Here is a 19,679-nt window from a genome sequence, read left to right on the forward strand (position 1 = left end):
GGATCTCGTAACTGGGGATTGACAGTACGGTAACAACGGGCACAATCAAACGGCAACGGGCAAACATCGGAGAGGAACGGGCATGTACGCCGCCGAACGGCATCAGCTCCTGGCGCAACGCGCACGACGTGACGGCCGCGTCGACGTCGGTGACGTCGCCGCCGAACTCGGTGTCGCCCCCGAGACCATCCGCCGCGACCTCGGCGTCCTCGAACGCCAGGGCGTGGTCCGCCGCGTGTACGGCGGCGCGGTCGCGGTCGAGCGGCTCGACTTCGAACCCGAGGTCGCGCAGCGGGACCAGACCAACGCCGCGGAAAAGGACGCGATCGCCCGGGCCGCACTCGACCTGGTGCCCGACCGCGGCTCCATCCTGCTCGACGCGGGCACCACCACCAGCAGGCTCGCGACGCTGCTGCCGGCCGACCGCGAGCTGACGGTGATCACCAACTCGATCCCGGTCGCCTCGATCCTCGCCACCCGCCCGGGCATCACGCTCCACATCCTGGGCGGCCGGGTCCGCGGGACCACGCTCGCGGCGGTCGAAGCCTGGACGCTGCGCGCGCTCGAAGACCTGCTCGTCGACGTCGCTTTCCTCGGCGCCAACGGCTTTTCCGCCGAGCACGGCTGCACGACGCCGGACATGGCCGAGTCCGCCGTGAAGGCCGCCGTCGTCGCCGCGGCGCGCAAGCGGGTGCTGCTGGCCGACCACAGCAAGTACGGCACCGACCAGCTCAGCCGGTTCGCGCGGCTGGCCGAGATCGACGTGCTGGTCACCGACAGCGGCATCGACGCCGGCGCGGTGGCCGAACTCGAAGAAGCGGGCCCGGAGGTGGTGCTGGCGTGATCGTCACCGTCACCCCCAACCCCAGCCTCGACCGGACGTTGCGGCTGACCGGCCTGCACCGCGGCGAAGTCAACCGGGCCGAAGGCGTCCGGCTCGACCCCGGCGGCAAAGGCGTGAACGTCGCCCGCGCGCTGGCCGCCGCCGGGACCCCGACCGTCGCGCTGCTGCCCGCCGGCGGCCCGGTCGGCGAGCGGCTGTCCGACCTGCTCGCCCCCGAAGGCGTCCCGGTCGTCGCCGTGCCGATCGCCGGGTCGACCCGCAGCAACATCACGCTCGTCGAGGCCGACGGGACCACGACCAAGATCAACGAGCCGGGCCCGGAGTTCTCCCCCGCCGAGCTCGCCACCCTCGAACGCCGCGCCGTCGAACTGGCCGCGCGCGGCGAATGGCTGGTGTGCTGCGGAAGCCTCCCGGCCGGTGTGCCCGACGACTTGTACGCGCGGCTGACGAAGCTCGCCCGCGAAGCCGGGGCGAAGGTCGCCGTCGACTCCTCCGGCGCGTCACTCGCCGCCGCCTGCGCGAGCGGCCCGGACCTGCTCAAGCCGAACCTCGACGAGCTGATCGAGCTCGCCGGCCGCCCGCTTCCGCTGCTTGGCGACGTCGTCACCTTCTGCCGGGAGCTGATCACCGGCGGCGTCGGCCGCGTGCTGGTCAGCCTGGGCGCGCGCGGCGCGGTGCTCGTCGAGGAGTCCGCGACGCACCACGCGCTCGGCCCGCTGGTGGCCGTGCGCAGCACCGTCGGCGCCGGAGACGCCGCACTCGCCGGGTTCCTCCACGCGGGAGGAACCGGCCCCCAAGCCCTGCGGACCGCGGTCGCCTACGGCACCGCCGCGGTCACGCAGGAGGGCAGCCGCATGCCCACGCCGGAGGACGTGCACCCCGATCTGGTGCGCGTGCTCGACGCCGATCCCACCTTCACCCTCAGCGGAGCCGCCGCATGACCACCCCAGACCTGATCACCGCCGACCTGGTCGACCTCGGCCTGGCCGCGACCGACTCCCACGGAGCCGTCCGCGCGCTCGCCGAGCGGCTCGTCTCCGCCGGGCGGGTGACCGACCTCGACCTGTTCCTCGAGGACGTCGCCGCCCGCGAGGCGCAGATGGCCACCGGGCTCGAAGGCGGCATCGGCATCCCGCACTGCCGCTCGGCCGCGGTCACCGCGCCGACGCTGGGTTTCGGCCGCAGCGACGCGGGCATCGACTTCGGCGCGCCGGACGGCCCGGCGAAGCTGATCTTCCTCATCGCCGCGCCGGAAGGCGGCGGCAGCGACCACCTCAAGGTCCTGGCCGCCCTCGCCCGGCGGCTCGTCCGGGCGGAGTTCAAGCAGCACCTGCTGGACGCCACCGACGCCGCGGCCGTCGCCGGCTACATCCGCCAGGAGGTGTCCCCCTCGTGAAGTTCGTCGCCATCACCGCCTGTCCCACCGGGATCGCCCACACCTACATGGCGGCCGAGTCCCTGGAGCAGACCGCCAAGGCCAACGGCGACGAGATCGTCGTCGAGACGCAGGGTTCGGCCGGGTCCGAGCCGTTGTCCGCCGAAGACATCGCGAGCGCGGACGCCGTCATCTTCGCCGCGGACCTCGCGGTGCAGGGCCGGGACCGGTTCGCCGGGAAGCCGATCGTCGAGGCGCCGGTCAAGGCCGCGATCAACGACGCGGCCGGGCTGTTCGAGCGCGCCAAGGCCGCGGCCCGGGAGCCCGCGCCCGCCGCGCCGGCCGCCCCGGAGCTGACCTCGAAGGTCGGCGCGAACGACAAGGCCGGGACCAAGGTCCGGCAGTGGCTGATGACCGGTGTCAGCTACCTGATCCCGTTCGTCGCCGCGGGTGGCCTGCTCATCGCGCTGAGCTTCGCCCTGGGTGGCTACAAGATCGTCGACGCGCCGAAGGTCACCGAGCACTTCGACGCGGGGTCGGTGGCCGGCTGGGCCGCGCTGATGTTCCAGATCGGCAGTGCCGCGTTCGACTTCCTGGTGCCGGTGCTGGCCGGGTTCATCGCGTTCGCGATGGCCGACCGCCCGGCGATCGCCCCCGGTTTCGTGGGCGGCGCGATCGCCGTCACCGTGGGTGCCGGGTTCCTCGGCGGCCTGGTCGCCGGTCTGCTGGCCGGCGGTGTGGTGCTGGCGCTGAAGAAGATCCAGGTGCCGAAGGCGATGCGCGGGATCATGCCGGTGGTCGTCTACCCGCTGCTCGGGTCCATTGTGGTCGGTGTGCTGATGTACGTCGTGGTCGGCAAGCCGATGGCGGCCGCGACGAGCGGGCTGACGAACTGGCTCAACAGCCTCAGCGGCGCCAGTGCCCTGCTGCTGGGCGCGCTGCTGGGCCTGATGATGGCGTTCGACATGGGCGGCCCGGTCAACAAGGCGGCGTACACCTTCGCCGTCGGCGGCCTGACCACCGGTGCCACGGGCTCATTGCAGATCATGGCCGCGGTGATGGCGGCCGGCATGGTGCCGCCGCTGGCGCTCGCACTGGCCTCGACGGTCCGCAAGAAGCTGTTCACCGAGGCCGAGCGCGAGAACGGCCGCGCGGCCTGGCTGCTCGGGGCGTCGTTCATCACCGAGGGCGCGATCCCGTTCGCCGCGGCGGACCCGTTCCGCGTGATCCCCTCGATCATGCTCGGTTCGGCGGTCACGGGTTCGCTGTCGATGGCCTTCGGGGCGACGCTGCGCGCCCCGCACGGCGGGATCTTCGTGCTCCCGCTGATCGGCAACCCGCTGCTGTTCCTGGTGGCGCTGATCGCCGGGACGCTGGTCGCGGCGGGGTCGGTGATCGCGCTGAAGCAGGTCCGATTCCGTGCTGTCGAACGTTCCGCCGCTGTGTCCGGTCAGCCCGTCAACGCGTGAAGGAGTCCATTGTGTACCAACGCCGTACGCTCGTCGCCAGCAGCGTCGGGCTCCACGCCCGGCCCGCGGGCCTGGTCGCCCGGACCGCGGCCGACCAGCCCGTGAAGGTCCGGATCGCGAAGGTCAGTGACGGGGTCGTGGGTGACGCCGTCGACGCCGCGAGTGTCCTGGGCCTCATGACACTGGGCGCGGGTTTCGGGGACGAGGTGGAGCTGAGCGCCGAGGGCGACCAGGCCCGGACGTCGGTGGACGCGCTGGCCGAGCTGATCGCCCGGGACCTGGACGCGTAACACACCACGAGGGCGCGGCACGCGGGTGCCGCGCCCTCGCCGCGTGTTCAGGCGCGGATCCCCTCCAGCTGGAGGTCGAGCAGCCGGCGCCACCGGCCGTCGCCCGCCATGTTGGCCATGGCCGCGCGGGTGATGAGGACGAAGTCCCCGGGGCCGAAGTCGGCGCGCAGCCGGCCGGCTTCGACCGCGCGTCGCACGATGCGGCCGACGATCGCCGAGAACACCGCCTTCTGTTCCTCGATGTCGGCCCAGCTCGGTTCGTCCGGGCCGAGGATGGCGAACCGGAACGCGGCGTCGGGCTCGGCCGCTTCCAGGTAGCCGTAGAGCAGCGCCTCGAACGCCGCCCAGGGGTCCGCCGCTGCTTCGGCGGCCTCGGCGAGGAAGGTCATCTCCTCGAACCGGCGGCCGATGATCGCCGCACGCAGGGCTTGCTTGTCGGCGAAGTGCCGGTAAAGGGTGCCGACGCCCAGCCCGGCGCGCTCGGCGATCTCCTCCATCTGGACGGCGTCGCCGCGCTGGGCGAACAGCTCGCCGGCGGCGTCGAGGATGGCGTCGCGGTTGCGCCGGGCGTCGGCGCGCAGCACACGTCGGGAAGCGGTCATGGTCGCCTCAGCGTACTTGACGACGCCGGCTTCCAGGCTATATTCGGAACCGGAATTCATCTTCAGCTTAGGAGCCTCCATGATCGTCGTGACCACCCCGACCGGCAAGGTCGGCCGCCGGCTCGTCCGGCACCTGCTCGCCGGGGGCAGCAAGGTCGAGGTCGTCGTCCGGAACGCCGCCCGCCTGGACGACGACGTCCGCGAGCAGGTCGACGTGGTCGAGGGGGCCCACGACGACCCGGCCGTGCTCGACGCGGCACTGTCCGGCGCCGACGCGCTGTTCTGGCTGGTGCCGCCGGATCCCGCCGCGGCGAGCGCGGAAGACCACTACCTCGCCTTCGCCCGGGCCGGCGCCGCGGCGGTCCGCCGCCACGACGTCAGGCACGTCGTCGCGGTCAGCAGCGCCGGACACGGCTGGCCCAAGCCGGCGGGCGTCCTTTCCGCGGCCTTCGCCATGGACACCGAGCTCCGGAGCTCGGGCGCGGCCTACCGGGCCGTGTCCCCGCCCTTCTACATGGAGAACCTGCTCGGGCAGCTCGCCGCAATCCGCGAACGCGGCACGTTCGCCCTGACCTGCGCCGGCGACCAGCCGCTCGCCACGATCGCAACCCGCGACATCGCCGCCACCGCCGCCGGCCTGCTGGCGGACCTCTCCTGGACCGGGCAGACCGACGTTCCGCTGTTCGGCCCGGACCGGCTCACCCCCGACGGCATGGCCGGGGTGCTGAGCGAGGAGCTCGGCCGGCCGGTCGCCTACCAGCGCCTCACCCTGGCCGAGTTCGCCGCCCTGCGCCGCACCCAGGGCGCGAGCGAGCGGGTGGTCGCGGACGCGGTCGAAATGTTCGCGGCCCAGGACGAGGGCATCTACGACGCCGACTGGGCCACGGCGGCGATCGCGCCGACGAGCTTCCGGACCTGGTGCCGGGAGGTGGTGGTGCCCGCGCTCTGAGCGGCTCGGCCGAAAGCCGGACAGCAACGGCACCGCTGCGGCGTAACGCCCCCGGGACACGGCCGACTTCACCGTCGAGCGGATCCTCGCGGAACGTAGGGAGCAGCCGTGGCACAGCACGAGATCGAACTGGTCGTCGGTGGGTGGGACGGCGACCTCGCGGAGATCTCGGACGCGAGTGACCGTCTCCAGGACGAACTGGGCCTGCTCGACTTCGACCGGCTCGGCCGGCCCGGCACCGCGGCCGAGCCCGGCACGCGCAGCGGTACCGCTGCCGCCGTCGGGACGCTCGTCGGGCTCGTTTCTTCGCCCGTGGTGCTCCGCGCGGTCGTCGATGTCGTCAAGAGCTGGCTGGAACGGCAGAAGCGCGGCTCGGTGACCATCAAGTGCGGCGAGGACAGCATCGAACTCACCGCGGCGAGCCGCGCGCAGCAGGACGCGCTCGTGCGGGCGTTCCTGGATCGGCACACCGAGAGCTGACATGGCCCGCCGCTGCCTGATCGTCGCCAACCAGCACTACCAGGACCCGCTGTTCGCCGAGCTGCCCGGGGCGGCCGAGGACGCCACCGCGCTGTCCGACGTCCTCACGCAGCCCGGGATCGGCGGTTTCGAGGTCACCGTCCTGCGCGACGCCGGCGGCACCGCGTTCCGGCGTGCGATCGAGGCCTTCTTCCAGCAGGCCGAGCGCGAAGACCTGCTCTGGCTGCACCTGTCCTGCCACGGCATGAAGAACCGGGACAACCGGCTGTTCCTCGTCGGGTCCGACACCGAACGCGAGTACCTGGCCTCGACCGGCGTCGACTGCACCTTCGTCAGCGATCAGGTCGAGAGCTGCCGGTCCGGTCAGGTCGTCGTCTTCCTGGACTGCTGCTACAGCGGCGCCTACAGCCGCGGCCTGCGCACCCGCGCGGGTGACGACTCGGTCGACGTGGCCGAGGCGTTCGGCGGCAAGGGCCGGGTGGTGATCACCGCCGCCAACGCCCTGCAGTTCAGCCACGAATCGATGGCGACGAGCCGGGACACGGCCGAGCCGTCGATCTTCACCCGCGCGATCGTGGACGGCCTGGCCACCGGGGACGCCGACCTCGACCGCGACGGCCGGATCAGCGTCGACGAACTCTACGACTACGTCTACCGCGAAGTCCGCGCGCGGCAGCCGAACCAGACGCCCACCCGCAGCGTGTCCAGTGCCGAAGGCACGATCATGCTGGCCCACAACGCTCGCGTCGCCGGGGCCCGGCTGCCCGCCGAGCTCGTGCAGGCGAGTCTCAGCCCGCTGCCCTGGCAGCGGATCGGGGTCGTCCACGAACTGGAGAACCTGCTCGCCAGCCGGCGGGAGGAAGTCCGCTCCGCCGCCGAAGAGCTGCTCGCCCGGCTCGCCACCGATCCCGATCCCGGGGTCGCCGGGCAGGCCCGGACGATGTGGTTCGAGCGCGGGCTCGGCGAACTGCGGCTGCCGTCGGTGCCGGAGACCTGGACCGAGCACTACCGCGCGGTCGGCATCGACTTCGGCACCACCAACTCGTCGGTCGCCGTCTTCACCGACGGGGAATGCCGGATCGTGCCGAACGAATTCGGCCACCGGACGACCCCGAGCGTCGCGGCCCTGACCGCGGGCGGCGAGTGGCTGGTCGGCGAGCGCGCGAAGAACCAGGCCGTGACGAACCCCGCGCGGACGTTCTCGTCGATCAAGCTCCGGCTCGGCACCGGCTGGTCCACCGAGGTCGACGGCCGCCGGCTCACCGCCGAGGACATCGCCGGCGTCATCCTCGCCCACCTCAAACAGGACGCCGAGCGCGTCCTGCGCGGCACCATCGACGAGGTCGCCCTCACCGTGCCCGCCCACTTCGGGCTTCTCGAACGGCGGGCGCTCGTGGACGCGGCGCGGACGGCCGGGCTGACCGTGCGGCGGGTCCTGAACGAACCGAACGCGGCGGCACTGGCGTACGGCCTGGACAAGGACGTCACCAGCCAGACCGTCCTGGTCGTCGACCTCGGCGGCGGGACCTTCGACGTCTCGGTGCTGAGCGTCGAGTTCGTCCCGCCCGACGAGTGGTCCCCGGACAGCACGGTCATCGCCGACGTGGCGGCCGGCAGCGGCGACGACCGGCTGGGCGGCGACGATTGGGACGCCCGGATCACCGACTGGCTGGCCGCCCGCTTCCGGACCGCGCACGGCATCGACCCGGCTTCCGACGAAGCGGCGATGCGGCGCCTGCGCGAGGCCGCCGAGCGAGCGAAGATCGAGTTGTCCGCCGCGCGGGTCACCACGATCAGCGTGCCCTACCTGGCCGGCGGTCTCTCGCTGGAGGAACAGCTGACGCGCGCGCACTTCGAGCAGCTGACCGGTGATCTGCTCGCCCGCGTCAAGCAGCCCATCGAGACGGCGCTGCGCGACGCCGAAGTCCGGATCGCGGAGCTCGACCAGGTCCTGCTGGTCGGCGGCGCCAGCCGGATGCCCGCGATCGGCACCCTCGTCGCCGAGCTGACCGGCACCGTGCCGCGCCGCGGCCTGATCCCGGACGGCGTCGCCCTCGGCGCGGCGATCCAGGCCGCGATCGTCCGCGGCGAGACCCGGGACACGTTGCTGGTCGACGCCACTTCGTGGTCACTCGCCATCGAAACGACCGACGGCGAGCTCACCACCCTCATCGAGCGGAACACCACCGTCCCGGCCAAACGCTCGGAGATCTTCACGACGACGCACGACAACCAGTCCGAAGTGCAGATCCACCTGCACGAAGGCGACGGGAAGGCGGCGGCCCGCACCCGGAAGCTGGCCACCTTCACGCTGGGCGGACTCGTCCCCGCCGCACGCGGAGTGCCCCGGATCGAGGTGACCATCGACGTCGAGGTCGACGACAGCGTCCGGGTCGCGGCCAAGGAGCTCGATTCCGGCCGGGAAGCGCACATCGTCGTGGACGGGCAGGCGGCCCGCTCGGTGGCCCGGTCGGATCCGCGGCTGGCACTGGCCCGGGTCAAGGTGGCCGCGCCGCCGTTCCCGCCGCCCAGCCCACGCTGAGGCGGGCCGTTACCGGAGCACCGCGCTGGCCCGTCCCCGCGCCCGGCCGCTGAGCTCGGCGTCGAGAGTTTCCTGGGCGAACCGCATCTGGTTCTGGTACCGGGGTTCCTCCAGCCGGCGCATGCCTTCTTCCGGGGCGACGGTTTCGACGGCCGCGGTGATCCACCAGATGTTGCCGAAGGGGTCGCGGATCCGGCCGCCGCGCTGGCCGAAGGCGTTGTCCGACAACGCGGTCACCTCCCGACCGCCCGCCTTCAGCGCGGCCGTGAACGCGACGTCGGCATCGGGCACGAAGACGCGCAGCAGCGACGGCAGGTCCGGCCAGTCGTCGTGCTGGTCGAACGCGAGCACGACGGTGTCGCCGATCCGGATTTCGGCGTGCCCGATGCTGCCGTCCTCCAGCGGCACCCGGCCCAGTTCGACGCCGTCGAAGGCCGCGGTGACGAAGTCCAGCAGCGCACCGGTGTCCTTGGTGACGATCCAGGGGGCGACCGAGGTGTAGCCGTCGGGGCTGGCAGTCATCGTGGGTCCCTTTCGCGAGTCGGTGACGTCACGCTAACCGCGATATAGGCCAGGACTTGTCCGCAAGGCGACGCTTCTTCAGCCGCCGGTCCGCAGGGGCAGGAGCGGGCCCGCGACCGTGCCGATCGCGAGGCAGCCCATGCTGGTCCGCAGGTGGACGAGCAGCCCGTCGATGAGGACTGGGCGCCCGCTTCGCCTTCCACCGCGCACAACCGCCGGCGAAACCGGGCCGCTTTCGCCCTATGCGGTCGGATCGGGTCCCAGTGCGCGGTCCAGCAGCTCGCCCAGCTGATCGACCTGGGCCTCCGACAGGTCGCGGAAGGACGACTCGACGACGCCGTCGACGAGGTCCTGGCCCTCGGCCCGCAGGCGGGCGCCCTCGTCGGTCAGCCGGTGCCGCACGGCCCGCCCCGGTCCGGGGACGCGTTCGATCAGCCCGCGCTCCGCCATCCGGGTCGCGAGCGAGCCGAAGGACTGGTCGGTCTGGAAGGTGAGCACCGCCAGTTCGTGCAGGGAGGCGTCCGGCTTGCGGTGCAGGTGGCGCAGGGTGTCCCACTGCACGAGCGAAAGGCCCAGCGGCGCCAGCGCCCGGGTGAGCGCCCGGTGGTGGCGGTACTGCAGGCGCTTCACGGCCAAGGAGACGTCGCCGGGGCGGTACTTCATGCCGTCACCCTAACCCATCGAAGTCAGGTTGCTTATCTAAGGAACCTTATATAAGGTTCCTTAGGTAGTCGAGACCAAGAAGGAACCATGACGACTCTCCCCGCCGCCGGCTCGCTCCGGCCCACCCGCACCGGAACCCACTCCCTCGGCGCCGCCGAGGTGACCGTCGCCGACCGCGACCGCACCCGCACTTTCCTGCTCCTGCACGGAGGTGGCGGCGTCGCGACCATGGCCGGGTTCGCCGACCTGCTCGCCGAACGCACCCACTCCCGGGTCCTGCTGCCCACCCACCCAGGCTTCGCCGGCACCCCGAAGGCCGACACGCTCACCGGCGTGACCGCACTGGCCCGGCTGTACGTCGAACTGCTGGACCGGGTCGGCCTCGTGGACGTCACGGTGGTCGGCAACTCCTTCGGCGGCTGGCTGGCCGCCGAAATCGCCCTGCTCAAGAGCCCGCGCGTCAGCGGCGCGGTGATCGTCGACGGGATCGGCATCGAGGTCGAAGGGCACCCGATCACCGACATCAGCGGCATGTCCCTCCCCGAGATCCGGGCCTTGTCCTTCCACGACCCCGGCCAGGCCCCGGTCCCGCCGGCCGGCGGGGGCACCGGGCCGAGCCCGGACGTGCGCGCCCTGATCGGCTACACCGGCCCCACGATGGCCGACCCGGCGCTCGCCGGGCGGCTCGGCGAGATCGGGATCCCGGTGCACGTGATCTGGGGCGAGAGCGACGGCATCGCCGGCCCGGAGTACGGGAAGGCCTACGCCGCCGCGATCCCGCGCTCGACCTTCACCCTGCTCCCCCGGACCGGCCACCTGCCGCAGGTCGAAACGCCCGAAGAACTGCTCGGCGCCCTGCTCGACCTGGGCCTCTGAGCCACGCCGGCACTCCCTGCGACAGGCTCAACCACGACGACAGCGAATGGCGCTGTTGCCATTCCGCCAATTGTCATCGCCCTTTTGCGCCATCCGCCGTGCGACTTCCCGAAAGTGCAGCGTCTCGGCTCTGTCGAATTTCCACCGGTTCACCGCGCAGTTCATGAATCGTTGTTCCCGGGCCGGACCTGCTGAGCCGAACGGATCATCCCCGCGACCAGCGCCGTTACGAGCGTTTCCGCATCGGGACCATACCGTTACCTGACGCGGGGGTCCCCGCTGAAACACCGGGGCCGGATGCGGCGATTAGTACAGCGGGTGACCATCCCGCTACACGAAACGGAGCAGCCGGCTGGGCTACCCGCACGAGAACTGGTTCCCCCGGTTCACCAGGGGGTTCCGGACCATTTCTGGCGGACGGGGAGAAAATGCGCCGGACATTCGTGGTCGCCGACTTCGGTCGTCCCGCGGGGTACGAAGACCGGCTGAAACGGGTGCTCCACGATCTGCACGACGGGCTCGGGCCGACGCTCACCGCCGCCGTGCTCGGCCTGCGCGCCGCCCGGGACCTAATCGCGCGGGACCGGGCGGGCACCGAGCACCTGCTGGCCCGGCTCGAAGACGAGCTCTACGGCGCGATCACGGACCTGCGGCGGATCGTGGCCGACGCGCGGCCGCCCGCGCTCGACGAGGCCGGGCTGGTGCTGGCCGTGCGCCGGTACGCCGCCACGCTCACCGGGCGCGTGCCCGCCGAGCACGGGCCGCTGCGCGTGACCGTCGAGGTGCGCGGCGAGCTGCCGCCCCTGTCGGCCGAGGTCGAGGTGACCGCCTACCGGATCATCCGCGAGGCACTGGTGAACGTCGCCCGCCACTCCGGGGCCCGCGAGTGCACCGTGCACCTCTGGCCGCGGGACGGCGACCTGCACGTGGAGATCGTCGACGACGGTGTCGGCACCGACGGTGAAGCCCTGCCCGCGGTGGGCGGGACCGGGCTGCGGTCGATGCGCGAACGCGCCGGCGACCTCGGCGGCGGCTGCCGGGTCGAGCCGGTTTCCTCCGGGGGCACGCGGATCGCCGCCTGGCTCCCGCTCGCCGCGGGCAAGTGAGCCGTGTTCGGGTCCGTGCGCGTCCTCGTGGTGGACGACCACCCCGTCTTCCGGGCGGCGCTGTGCGCGATGATCGACGCCACCGATGGGCTGGAGGTCGCCGGTGAAGCGGCCGACGGCCTGACCGCGGTCGCCGACGCGGGCCGGCTGGAGCCCGACGTCATCCTGATGGACCTCAACCTGCCCGACCTCGACGGCGTCGAGGCGACGCGGCGGATCGTGAGCGCGAGCCCGCACACCGGCGTCCTCATGCTGACCATGTTCGAGAACGAGGCCGCGGTGTTCGCCGCCATGCGCGCGGGCGCCCGCGGCTACCTGCTCAAGGGCGCGCGCAACGAGCAGATCATCCGCGCGGTCCGGGTGATCGGCGACGGCGAGGCCATCTTCAGCCCGGCGATCGCCACCCGGGTGCTGTCGCTGCTCGGGACGGCGACCCCGCGTGACGAGTCGTTCCCGCGGCTGACGTTGCGGGAGAAGGAGATCCTGCGGCTGGTCGCCCAGGGTATGGGCAACGCCTCGATCGCCGAAGAGCTGGTGCTGAGCCAGAAGACCGTGCGCAACCACGTGTCCCACATCTTCCGCAAGCTCCGGGTCACCGACCGCACCCAGGCCATCGCCAAGGCCAAAGAGGCCGGCATTGCCCGATCGGAGTAACGAAAAGCGGGACGAATCGGGACTCCGTGTCCCTGTTCGGCGAGCGTCCGCACCCCGATCCTTGGGGGTGGAGCGATCCGACGTCGTTCGAGGGAGGGCCACACCCATGATCACCGACCAGGTTCCGGTGCTGCTGCACGCCACCGACACCATCACCCACGCGGGCGTCACGGCCGCGCTGCGGTCACGTCCCGAAATCCGGTTCGCCGACGAAGAGTCCGGCGAGCCCGCGGTGGTGCTGGTCATCGTGGAGCGGCTCAACGAAGAGGCCCGGCAGCTCCTGCGCAGCCTCCAGTGCGCCGGCCACGCGGGTGTCGTCCTGGTCGCCGGCGAGGTGGAGGACTCGGAACTGCTGGACGTCGTCGGCAACGGCGTCTCGGCGATCATCCGCCGCGCCGACGCCACCCCGGACACGTTGGTGCGGCTGGTGAAGGCCGCGGCCGTCGGCGAAGGTGCGCTGCCGCCCGACCTGCTCGGCCGCCTGCTGTCGCGGGTGTCCCGGCTGCAGCGGGACGTGCTGCGCCCGAACGGGTGGGACCTCGCCGGGATGTCCCAGCGGGAGACCCGGGTGCTGCGGCTGGTCGCCGACGGCTTCGAGACCAAGGAGATCGCCGACCAGCTCAGCTACTCGGAGCGGACGGTGAAGTCGATTCTGCACGACATCACCAACCGCTTCCAGCTCCGCAACCGCGCCCACGCGGTGGCGTTCGCCATGCGCGAAGGGCTCATCTAGTGCCGCGTGGCCGAACCGCGTCGACCGCGGCCCGGCCAGATGGTCTGCCGCGGCCGGCACGGTCTACTCGACCCGGCCGGAGAAGGAGACCGACGGGGTGCAGCGGCCGCGGTCCGGCGGGTTCTGGCAGCTGACCGCGAGCACGATCTTCTCCCCCGGCTGGAACCGCCAGGCCTGCAGCCAGTGGTGGTCGAGGTCGCGGAAGTTCGAGAGGCCGACCTCCAGCAGGACCGTCTTGGTGCCACCGGCGTCCCGCAGCAGGCGCAGGGTTCCGGTGTCACCACGCGGGTTCTGCAGAATCAGGTCGGTGACCACCAGCGTCTTGTCCGGGTCCGGCAGCGTGTAGGGGAACTCGGCGAACCGGTTGACGTTCGAGTCGATCTTCGCGTCCGCGGCCACCCGGAAGTCCGTCGGCGTGCCGTCGGCGGCGGCGTTCGAGACGCGGGTCGGCGGCGTGCCGCCCGGGCCCGAGCCCGGCGGCGCGGGGTTGTCGCCCGGCGGGGTGAGGCCGACGGCCTTCATCGCCTGCTCGGAGTTCTGCTTGGCCTGATCGGCGTTCTTCTTCGCCTGGTCGGCCCCGGCGCCGGCGTCCTGCGCCGCCTTCACGATCTCCTGGTTCTGTTCCTGCGCGGCCTCGCGGGCGGCCGACTTCACGGCGGGCCGCAACACGGTGAACCACAGCGTCACCAGGGCCAGCAGGAGGACGAGCAGCGCGGCGAGCGCGGGCAGCAGCCACTTCGGCAGCAGCTGCCGCTGCACCATGGTGCCTTCGGTCTTGAGCGGCTCGGCCCCCTCGGCGGTGACGAACACCTGGAAGCGGTGCCGGACGGACTGCCCGCGCAGGAAGCGCTTCCGCGGCTTGGCCCGCATCCGGATGAACGCGGCGGTGCCCGGCGCCAGCTCGGCCCGGTCGCGCTCGAGCCGGAAGTCCAGCTCGTCCTCCGGGTCCAGCGGGCTCAGCTCGACGGCCACCGGCCGGTTGCCGCGGTTGTCGACGGCGACCTCGAAGTCGGCCTTGGAGCCGCCCTCGACCTTGGCCGGCACGATCTCGGCGGTCACCTCGGTGAAGGCGCCCAGCTCGACGGTGCCTTCCTCGACGACCGAGCCGGCCGGGTCCTCGCTCGAGAACACCCGCACCCCGAAGGGAATCGTCCCGGCGGGCACGTCGGAGGACCGCGGCGGCGCGAACCGCACGGTGACCGTCCCGGTCTCCCCCGGCATGAGGTTGACCGTCGCCGGTTCCGCGGTGGCCCAGCCACTCGCGTCGCCGACGACGTCGATCGCGAACTGGTCGACGACCTGCCCGGCGTTCCGGATGGTCACCGTGCAGCTCGTCTCCTGGCCGGGCTCCGCGACCAGGCCGGCCTCGGACAGCGTCGCCGTTGCTCCCATGCGCGGAAGTCTCCCTTTCGTGTCGCGGATCCGGCACCAGCGGACGGGTGTGCGCTCGTGCGCCGGTGGTTGCCCCTACGGGCAGCGGGCCGCCGCGCGGCTCAGCCGCGCGAGATGAACGGTGGTTGTTCCGTGCGCAGCACCACCAGGATCGGACTCGACTGCGCCGTCCCGAACTTCGGGCCGCTCACCGAGGTGACCGACAGCGTGCGCGGGCCGATCAGGTCGTGGTGGAAGACCAGGAACTGCGCCTCGAACCGCCCGTCGACGCCCACGGTGGCCAGGCCCGGCGTCTCGGAGATCCCGTCCGACCAGGCCAGCCGGACCGTCGCGCCCGGCGGGAAGTCCGTGCCCGTCACGCGCGGGACCGAGCCCAGCGGGGCGATGCCCGGATCGACGGCGACCACCGGCTGGCGGAACACCACCCGCCCACTGGCCGTGTTGTCCCCGGGGTTGTTGTCCGGCCCGCTGGTGCCGACCGTGCCGGACACCGGTGCGTCGGCCGCGGCCTTGGCCGCCAGGGAGATCCGGATCTCGACGGTCTGGCCGGGGGCCAGCGTCCCGAGCGCACAGCTGCCGCCGCCCGGCGTGCACCCGGTCGCCACCGACGTGGCCGGCAGCTGCGGCGGTAGCTGGGTGATCAGGCGGACGTCCGGCATCGGTGCCCCGGATCCGTTGTGCATCAGGAAGGTCAGCACGACGTCGTCGCCGCCGACGAAGAGCGGGACGGCCGACACCGCCAGGCCCACCGACAGCGAGCCCGGCGTGACCGGGGGCACCGGCTTCGGGCCGACGGTGACCACAGCCGTGGCGGAGTCGTCCTGCGCGCCGGCGTCCTGGCCGGCCGTGGTGACCGTGCCGGTGGCGGCCTGGGCCCCCGGTTCGGTGCCGGTGGCGCTGAACCGCACCCGCGCGCTCGCGCCCGGGGCGAGCGCGCCGAAGCTGCAGACGAGGTCCGGCGTGCAGGTGCCGGCGCTGGTGATCGGCGCCTGCGGCCGCAGGCCGGCGGTCAGCCGGACGAACAGCCCGACACCGGGCGAAGCGGCGACGCCGTGGTTGGTGACCACGAACTCGAACGTCGTCAGCCCGGAGAACGGGATGGTGGCCGGGACGGCGGTGGCGGTCACCCCGACGTCGGCGATCCGCTGGAACGCCGGCTGCGACGCGCCGCCCGGCCCGGCGATCAGGACCGTCGACGCACCGCCGGCCGACGGCACGGTCCGGACGCTCGGCCGGGACTCCGGCGGTGCGCTGTCGAAGGCGACGAGCGTGCCGTCCGGCGACCAGGCCGGGTCGTCCACGGTTCCGGTGTCCTGCACCAGAACCCGCCCGGGCCCGCCGTCGGCGGGGGCCACGCAGAGCCGGCGGCGGTCGTTGTGGAACACCAGCGCGGCGCCGTCCGGCGAGACGTCCGCCGAGCCCTGCCGCCCGGTGCCGCACGGCTCCCCGAACGACGGCGAGAGGTCCCGCTGGGTGCCGGCGACGACGCTGTCCGGTCCGGCGGTCAGCGACACCTGCCACAGCTCCTGCCGGTCCCCGCCGGGGTCGACGGACATCACGGCGGTCTCGGTCGCGGTGCCGCCGCGTCCGGTCGCCGTGCACGTCACCGTGGTGGCGCCGACCGGGAAGAGGCTCGCGGACGACGGCGTGCAGAACGGCGTGAGCGGTGTTTCGCGGTCGGCGTCGATCGCGGTCGCCGGGTACTCGATGACCGTGGGCGCGGTCCCGGTGACGGTCCGGTCGTGCACGGTGATCAGCGGCAGCCGCGGATCCTTGACGCGCACGGTGACGTCTTCGGTGTAGCCGGGCCGGACGGCGGACTCGCCGTTCAGCCGGAACTCGACCCGGCAGTGCAGGAAAGCGCCGATCGGCGCGGTCGGCGAAACCGTGGCGGTCTCGACGAAGTGCGCGTCCGTGCCGCCGGGCACCTGCGGCGTCCCGTCGGGGTCGAACGTGAGCGTCAGGCCCGGATCGCAGAACGGCACCGGCTGCACCTTCACCTGGAGATCGGTGATCCCCTTGACGATCGCGGTGCTGATCTGGCCGACGTCGGTGCTCTCGGTCAGGACGCCGTCGGTGGCCTTGGTGATCGCGCTCGCCTGGCCGCGGCCGTCGAGGGCTCCGTCGTTCTCTCCGGCGAGGCTGCCTTCCGAGCCGCCGCTGCTCGTCACGGCCGGGACCGCGACCACCCGGATCTTCGCGGCCTTCAGCGCGTCGACGACGGCCGCGGTCGTCGGGAACGTGCCCCGCTCGTCGTCGGCGGGCGACTCGTGGCTGGCGGCGTCGCCGACCAGCACCACGATCCGGTTGCTGGTGTCGCGGAAACCGATCGCGCCCGTCGAGACCTTCTCCAGGGCGTCGTACCAGTCTTCGGCGGTGTCGTCGCCGCCGGTGGCGGTGATCCGGCCGAAGGCGTCGGTGAGCAGCTTGCGCTGCTCGTCGGTGTCGGCCGGGGTCAGCGGCTGCTGGACGTGGAACGACCGCGGCGGGTTCGGCGGCGGGCCTTCGACCGGGTGGTCGTCCACGCGGTCGCCGTACGCGGCCACCGCGAAGTGCGCCGACGGTTGCACCTTCTGCACTTCCTCGACGACCTTGCCGAGGTTCGTCTTGACGTTCTCGATGACCCCGCTCATCGACCCCGTCTGGTCCATCAGCAGCACGATGTCCGGCTGCGCCGGGACCTTGTCCGTCGGGACCGTCTTGGGCACCGAGCCGGAACTGCCCTGCCCGACCGGCATGTCCACCACCGTCGGCTGCACCCGCCCCGGTGGCGGCGGCGCGATCCGCGAAGCCGCGCGCGTCAGGGTGATCTTCGTGCCGTCGGCCGACCACACCGGCTGCGTGTCGCGGCCGGTCAGGTACGGCGGAATCGGGATCTCGCCGAGGATCCGGCCGTCCGCCACGCGGGCGATCCGCACGGTGTCGGAGCGGGTTTCGCCGCGGATGGCGGTGGTGGTGAACGCGATCATCGTGGCGTCCGGCGACCAGGCCGGGTGCTGTTCGCGTTTGGTCCCGTCCCGCGGCCCGGTCAGCGCGCGGGGTGCGCTGCCGTCGGCGTTCGCCACGACGACCTCGGTCTGCACGGACTCACCCGGATCGGCCTGGGAGTAGGCCAGCTGGGAGCCGTCGGCGGAGAACGCGGGATCGAACTCGTCGGCGCCGGGGCGGTTCGTGATGTCCCGGCGGTCGCCGCCGGTGGCGTCCGCGCTCCAGATGTCCGAGGTACTGCCCGTGCGCAGCTCGGTGAACACCGGACGGCCGTCGGGGCGGAACGCCGGCTCGGTCTCGCCGGTGTCCGGCAGCGCCGAGATGATCGAGATCCGGCCGCCCGCGATCTCCTTGACGTCGCCGAGCGGGTCCTGCGCGCGGGTCGTGAAGGCCAGCCGGGCGCCGTCGCGCGACCACGCCGGCTCCGCCGAGTCCCCGGGGTCGGGGACCGCGCGGGTGACCGCGCCGCCGGTTTCGGCGACCAGCGCCACGTCGCCGGCCGGGTGGAAGCGGGTGGTGGTGAACGCGATCCGCGCCGGGCCCCACGCGGGCTGGGTGTCGGCGGCGGGGTCGGCGGTCAGGCGCGTCGGCGTCCCGCCGGCGGCCGGGACGGTGTAGATGTCCCCGGCCGGGTCGTCGCGGGTGCTGCTGAAGGCCAGGCGGGTGCCGTCGGGCGACCAGCTCGGGGAGTCGTCGGCGGCCGGGCCGGACGTCACCTGGCGGAGGCCGCGGCCGTCCACGCCGATCACGAAGAGCTTCCGGCTGCCGGTGCGTTCGGAGGCGAACGCGACCGTGCGGCCGTCCGGGGACAGCGCCGGGTGCAGGTCGACGGCGTCGTCGTTCGTCAGCGGCACGGCCGTCCGGGCGCCGTCGGGGAGGTAGTACAGCTCGCCGTCCCGCTCGGCACCCCCGGCGGCGGCGCGGTGGCTCACCCACACGAGGCCGCCGGTGCTCGCGGACGCGTCGGAATCGACGCTGCCGGCACCGGCCGGCAACGCGGGCGCCGCGCCTTCACCCGTGGCCTGGTAGAGGCCGGTGGTGGCGTCGCTGACGTACCCCACGCGGTACGGCGCGGCCACCGGCGCCGGTGCCTGTGCTTCGGTCGGCGAGAGCGCTCCGCTGATCGCCCAGCCGCCGAGCACCGCGACGACCGCGATGCCCGCCACCGCTCGGTTCGCGCGCATGGTCGGTCCTCCCCAAAAGACTTCGAGTGCTCAGCCGGCTTCGAACAGCTCGATCTCGGAGATCGCGACGTCGGTGCCGTCGAGCGAGCGGTACAGCCCGGTCACGTGCAGCTCGACGCTCGTGGCGCCTTCGCTGTTCTCGATCGGGACTTCCTGGGAGTCCGGCGTGTCGGCCAGCACCATGTCGTAGGTCTTGCCGGTGGAGAACACCAGGTGCAGCTTCTCCGGCCGGTGCGCGGCCGGGAAGTTCGCCGCGTCGCCGGAGTACACGATCGCCTTCCGCAGGTCCGCCGGGTGGTCGAAGGTGAACACCAGCACCTGTTCCTTGTCGGCCGGGGCTGCCCAGAACGTGTTCTTGGCGTTGTCGGCGACCAGCGGGGCCGCGTGGCCGTTCGCCTGCGCGGTCGCGGTCACCTTGATCGGGTGGACCGGGTTCAGCTTGGCCTCGAAGATGCCGGTCACCTGGCTCCACAGGCCCACCGCCGCGGTGTTGATCGCGCTGCGGAACGGCTGGTAGAGCGCGTAGATCAGCGCCGAGAAGATGAGCGCCACCGCGACGGCCCGGCGGATCACCTTGCCGACCGTCCGGCGCGCGGCCCCGGCCCGGCCGGTCCGGCGGCGGACCCCGTCCTTGCCCGGCCGCGCCCCCGCCTTGTGCTCCTTCGGCTTGCGGCCGAACAGCCGCCGCCACCACGACGTCTTGACGACCTCGGACTCGGCCAGCGACGCGCCGCAGCGGTTGCAGAAGTTGCGGGTCGGCGCGTTGCCCTTGCCGCACCGGCCGCAGATCAGGTCGCCCGGGTTGAGGACCTGTTCCTCCACGGTCTGCTGCACCGGCTGGCGGACCGGAGCGATCGGCTCCGCGGGCTGCACGACCTGCTGCTGCACCACCGGCTGGGCCTTGACCGCGACCGGGCCGTCGTCGTCCCACTTCAAGTAGCGGCCGCATTCGCCGCAGAACTCGACGTCGGCGGGCCCCTGGTGCCCGCACTCCGCGTAGATGACCATCT

18 protein-coding genes are annotated in these 19,679 nt (G+C 72.7%); 12 read left to right on the forward strand and 6 right to left on the reverse strand.

Annotated elements, in window-relative coordinates; translation table 11 throughout:
• Window positions 1–82: 82 nt before the first annotated feature.
• Genes ACWDN5_RS17535 through ACWDN5_RS17555 form a run of 5 tightly spaced genes read left to right on the forward strand, consistent with a single transcriptional unit; the run spans window position 83 to window position 3,978 of the window.
• Window positions 83–844: a DeoR/GlpR family DNA-binding transcription regulator gene (locus ACWDN5_RS17535; protein WP_449677045.1), complete on the forward strand. Its 762-nt coding sequence runs from the start codon at window positions 83–85 to the stop codon at window positions 842–844.
• Complete coding sequence (gene pfkB / locus ACWDN5_RS17540) at window positions 841–1,785, forward strand: 1-phosphofructokinase (RefSeq protein ID WP_449677046.1); 945 nt, start codon at window positions 841–843, stop codon at window positions 1,783–1,785. The genes ACWDN5_RS17535 and pfkB overlap by 4 nt, the downstream gene beginning before the upstream one ends.
• Complete coding sequence (locus ACWDN5_RS17545; RefSeq protein WP_449677047.1) at window positions 1,782–2,240, forward strand: PTS sugar transporter subunit IIA; 459 nt, start codon at window positions 1,782–1,784, stop codon at window positions 2,238–2,240. The genes pfkB and ACWDN5_RS17545 overlap by 4 nt, the downstream gene beginning before the upstream one ends.
• Window positions 2,237–3,688, forward strand: coding sequence for a PTS fructose transporter subunit IIC (locus ACWDN5_RS17550; protein WP_449677048.1), 1,452 nt, complete (start codon window positions 2,237–2,239; stop codon window positions 3,686–3,688). The genes ACWDN5_RS17545 and ACWDN5_RS17550 overlap by 4 nt, the downstream gene beginning before the upstream one ends.
• A gap of 11 nt (window positions 3,689–3,699) precedes the next feature.
• Window positions 3,700–3,978: an HPr family phosphocarrier protein gene (locus ACWDN5_RS17555; RefSeq protein ID WP_310972865.1), complete on the forward strand. Its 279-nt coding sequence runs from the start codon at window positions 3,700–3,702 to the stop codon at window positions 3,976–3,978.
• Between the two features lie 47 nt (window positions 3,979–4,025).
• Here the strand turns inward: ACWDN5_RS17555 and ACWDN5_RS17560 are convergent, their stop codons facing one another.
• On the reverse strand, window positions 4,026–4,580 hold the full coding sequence (locus tag ACWDN5_RS17560; protein ID WP_449677049.1) for a TetR/AcrR family transcriptional regulator: 555 nt from the start codon (window positions 4,578–4,580) through the stop codon (window positions 4,026–4,028).
• Between the two features lie 79 nt (window positions 4,581–4,659).
• Here ACWDN5_RS17560 and ACWDN5_RS17565 point away from each other — a divergent pair, with 79 nt between their 5' ends.
• The 3 genes from ACWDN5_RS17565 to ACWDN5_RS17575 all read left to right on the forward strand — a co-directional run bounded on the left by ACWDN5_RS17565 (window position 4,660) and on the right by ACWDN5_RS17575 (window position 8,551).
• On the forward strand, window positions 4,660–5,529 hold the full coding sequence (locus ACWDN5_RS17565; RefSeq protein ID WP_449677050.1) for an NAD(P)H-binding protein: 870 nt from the start codon (window positions 4,660–4,662) through the stop codon (window positions 5,527–5,529).
• Between the two features lie 108 nt (window positions 5,530–5,637).
• Window positions 5,638–6,009 carry an effector-associated constant component EACC1 gene (locus tag ACWDN5_RS17570; RefSeq protein WP_310972868.1) on the forward strand — a complete coding sequence of 124 codons (372 nt, stop codon included), beginning with the start codon at window positions 5,638–5,640 and terminating at the stop codon, window positions 6,007–6,009.
• Window position 6,010: 1 nt separating this feature from the next.
• Window positions 6,011–8,551: a caspase, EACC1-associated type gene (locus ACWDN5_RS17575; RefSeq protein ID WP_449677051.1), complete on the forward strand. Its 2,541-nt coding sequence runs from the start codon at window positions 6,011–6,013 to the stop codon at window positions 8,549–8,551.
• Window positions 8,552–8,560: 9 nt separating this feature from the next.
• On the opposite strand, the gene ACWDN5_RS17580 is transcribed toward ACWDN5_RS17575, so the two are convergent.
• Window positions 8,561–9,073 (reverse strand): VOC family protein, encoded by a 513-nt coding sequence (locus ACWDN5_RS17580; RefSeq protein ID WP_449677052.1) that lies wholly within the window; start codon window positions 9,071–9,073, stop codon window positions 8,561–8,563.
• A gap of 240 nt (window positions 9,074–9,313) precedes the next feature.
• Window positions 9,314–9,736: a MarR family winged helix-turn-helix transcriptional regulator gene (locus ACWDN5_RS17585; RefSeq protein WP_310972871.1), complete on the reverse strand. Its 423-nt coding sequence runs from the start codon at window positions 9,734–9,736 to the stop codon at window positions 9,314–9,316.
• An 87-nt stretch (window positions 9,737–9,823) separates the two neighbouring features.
• On the opposite strand from ACWDN5_RS17585, the gene ACWDN5_RS17590 reads away from it, so the two are divergent.
• The 4 genes from ACWDN5_RS17590 (at window position 9,824) to ACWDN5_RS17605 (ending at window position 13,105) form a co-directional block, all read left to right on the forward strand.
• Window positions 9,824–10,612 (forward strand): alpha/beta fold hydrolase, encoded by a 789-nt coding sequence (locus ACWDN5_RS17590; RefSeq protein WP_449677053.1) that lies wholly within the window; start codon window positions 9,824–9,826, stop codon window positions 10,610–10,612.
• A 428-nt stretch (window positions 10,613–11,040) separates the two neighbouring features.
• A complete protein-coding gene (locus tag ACWDN5_RS17595; protein ID WP_310972873.1) occupies window positions 11,041–11,718 on the forward strand; it encodes a sensor histidine kinase in 678 nt (225 codons plus the stop codon).
• A 3-nt stretch (window positions 11,719–11,721) separates the two neighbouring features.
• Window positions 11,722–12,372: a response regulator transcription factor gene (locus ACWDN5_RS17600; protein WP_310972874.1), complete on the forward strand. Its 651-nt coding sequence runs from the start codon at window positions 11,722–11,724 to the stop codon at window positions 12,370–12,372.
• A 106-nt stretch (window positions 12,373–12,478) separates the two neighbouring features.
• The gene (locus ACWDN5_RS17605) at window positions 12,479–13,105 is read left to right on the forward strand and encodes a response regulator transcription factor (protein ID WP_310972875.1); all 627 of its coding nucleotides are present in this window, start codon (window positions 12,479–12,481) and stop codon (window positions 13,103–13,105) included.
• A gap of 63 nt (window positions 13,106–13,168) precedes the next feature.
• On the opposite strand, the gene ACWDN5_RS17610 is transcribed toward ACWDN5_RS17605, so the two are convergent.
• The 3 genes from ACWDN5_RS17610 to ACWDN5_RS17620 all read right to left on the reverse strand — a co-directional run bounded on the left by ACWDN5_RS17610 (window position 13,169) and on the right by ACWDN5_RS17620 (window position 19,677).
• On the reverse strand, window positions 13,169–14,497 hold the full coding sequence (locus tag ACWDN5_RS17610) for a COG1470 family protein (protein ID WP_310972876.1): 1,329 nt from the start codon (window positions 14,495–14,497) through the stop codon (window positions 13,169–13,171).
• Window positions 14,498–14,598: 101 nt separating this feature from the next.
• Window positions 14,599–18,669, reverse strand: coding sequence for a VWA domain-containing protein (locus ACWDN5_RS17615; protein WP_449677054.1), 4,071 nt, complete (start codon window positions 18,667–18,669; stop codon window positions 14,599–14,601).
• 30 nt (window positions 18,670–18,699) lie between these two features.
• The gene (locus tag ACWDN5_RS17620) at window positions 18,700–19,677 is read right to left on the reverse strand and encodes a zinc ribbon domain-containing protein (RefSeq protein ID WP_449677055.1); all 978 of its coding nucleotides are present in this window, start codon (window positions 19,675–19,677) and stop codon (window positions 18,700–18,702) included.
• Between the last annotated feature and the right edge of the window lie 2 nt (window positions 19,678–19,679).

The organism is Amycolatopsis sp. NPDC003731 (assembly GCF_053586895.1).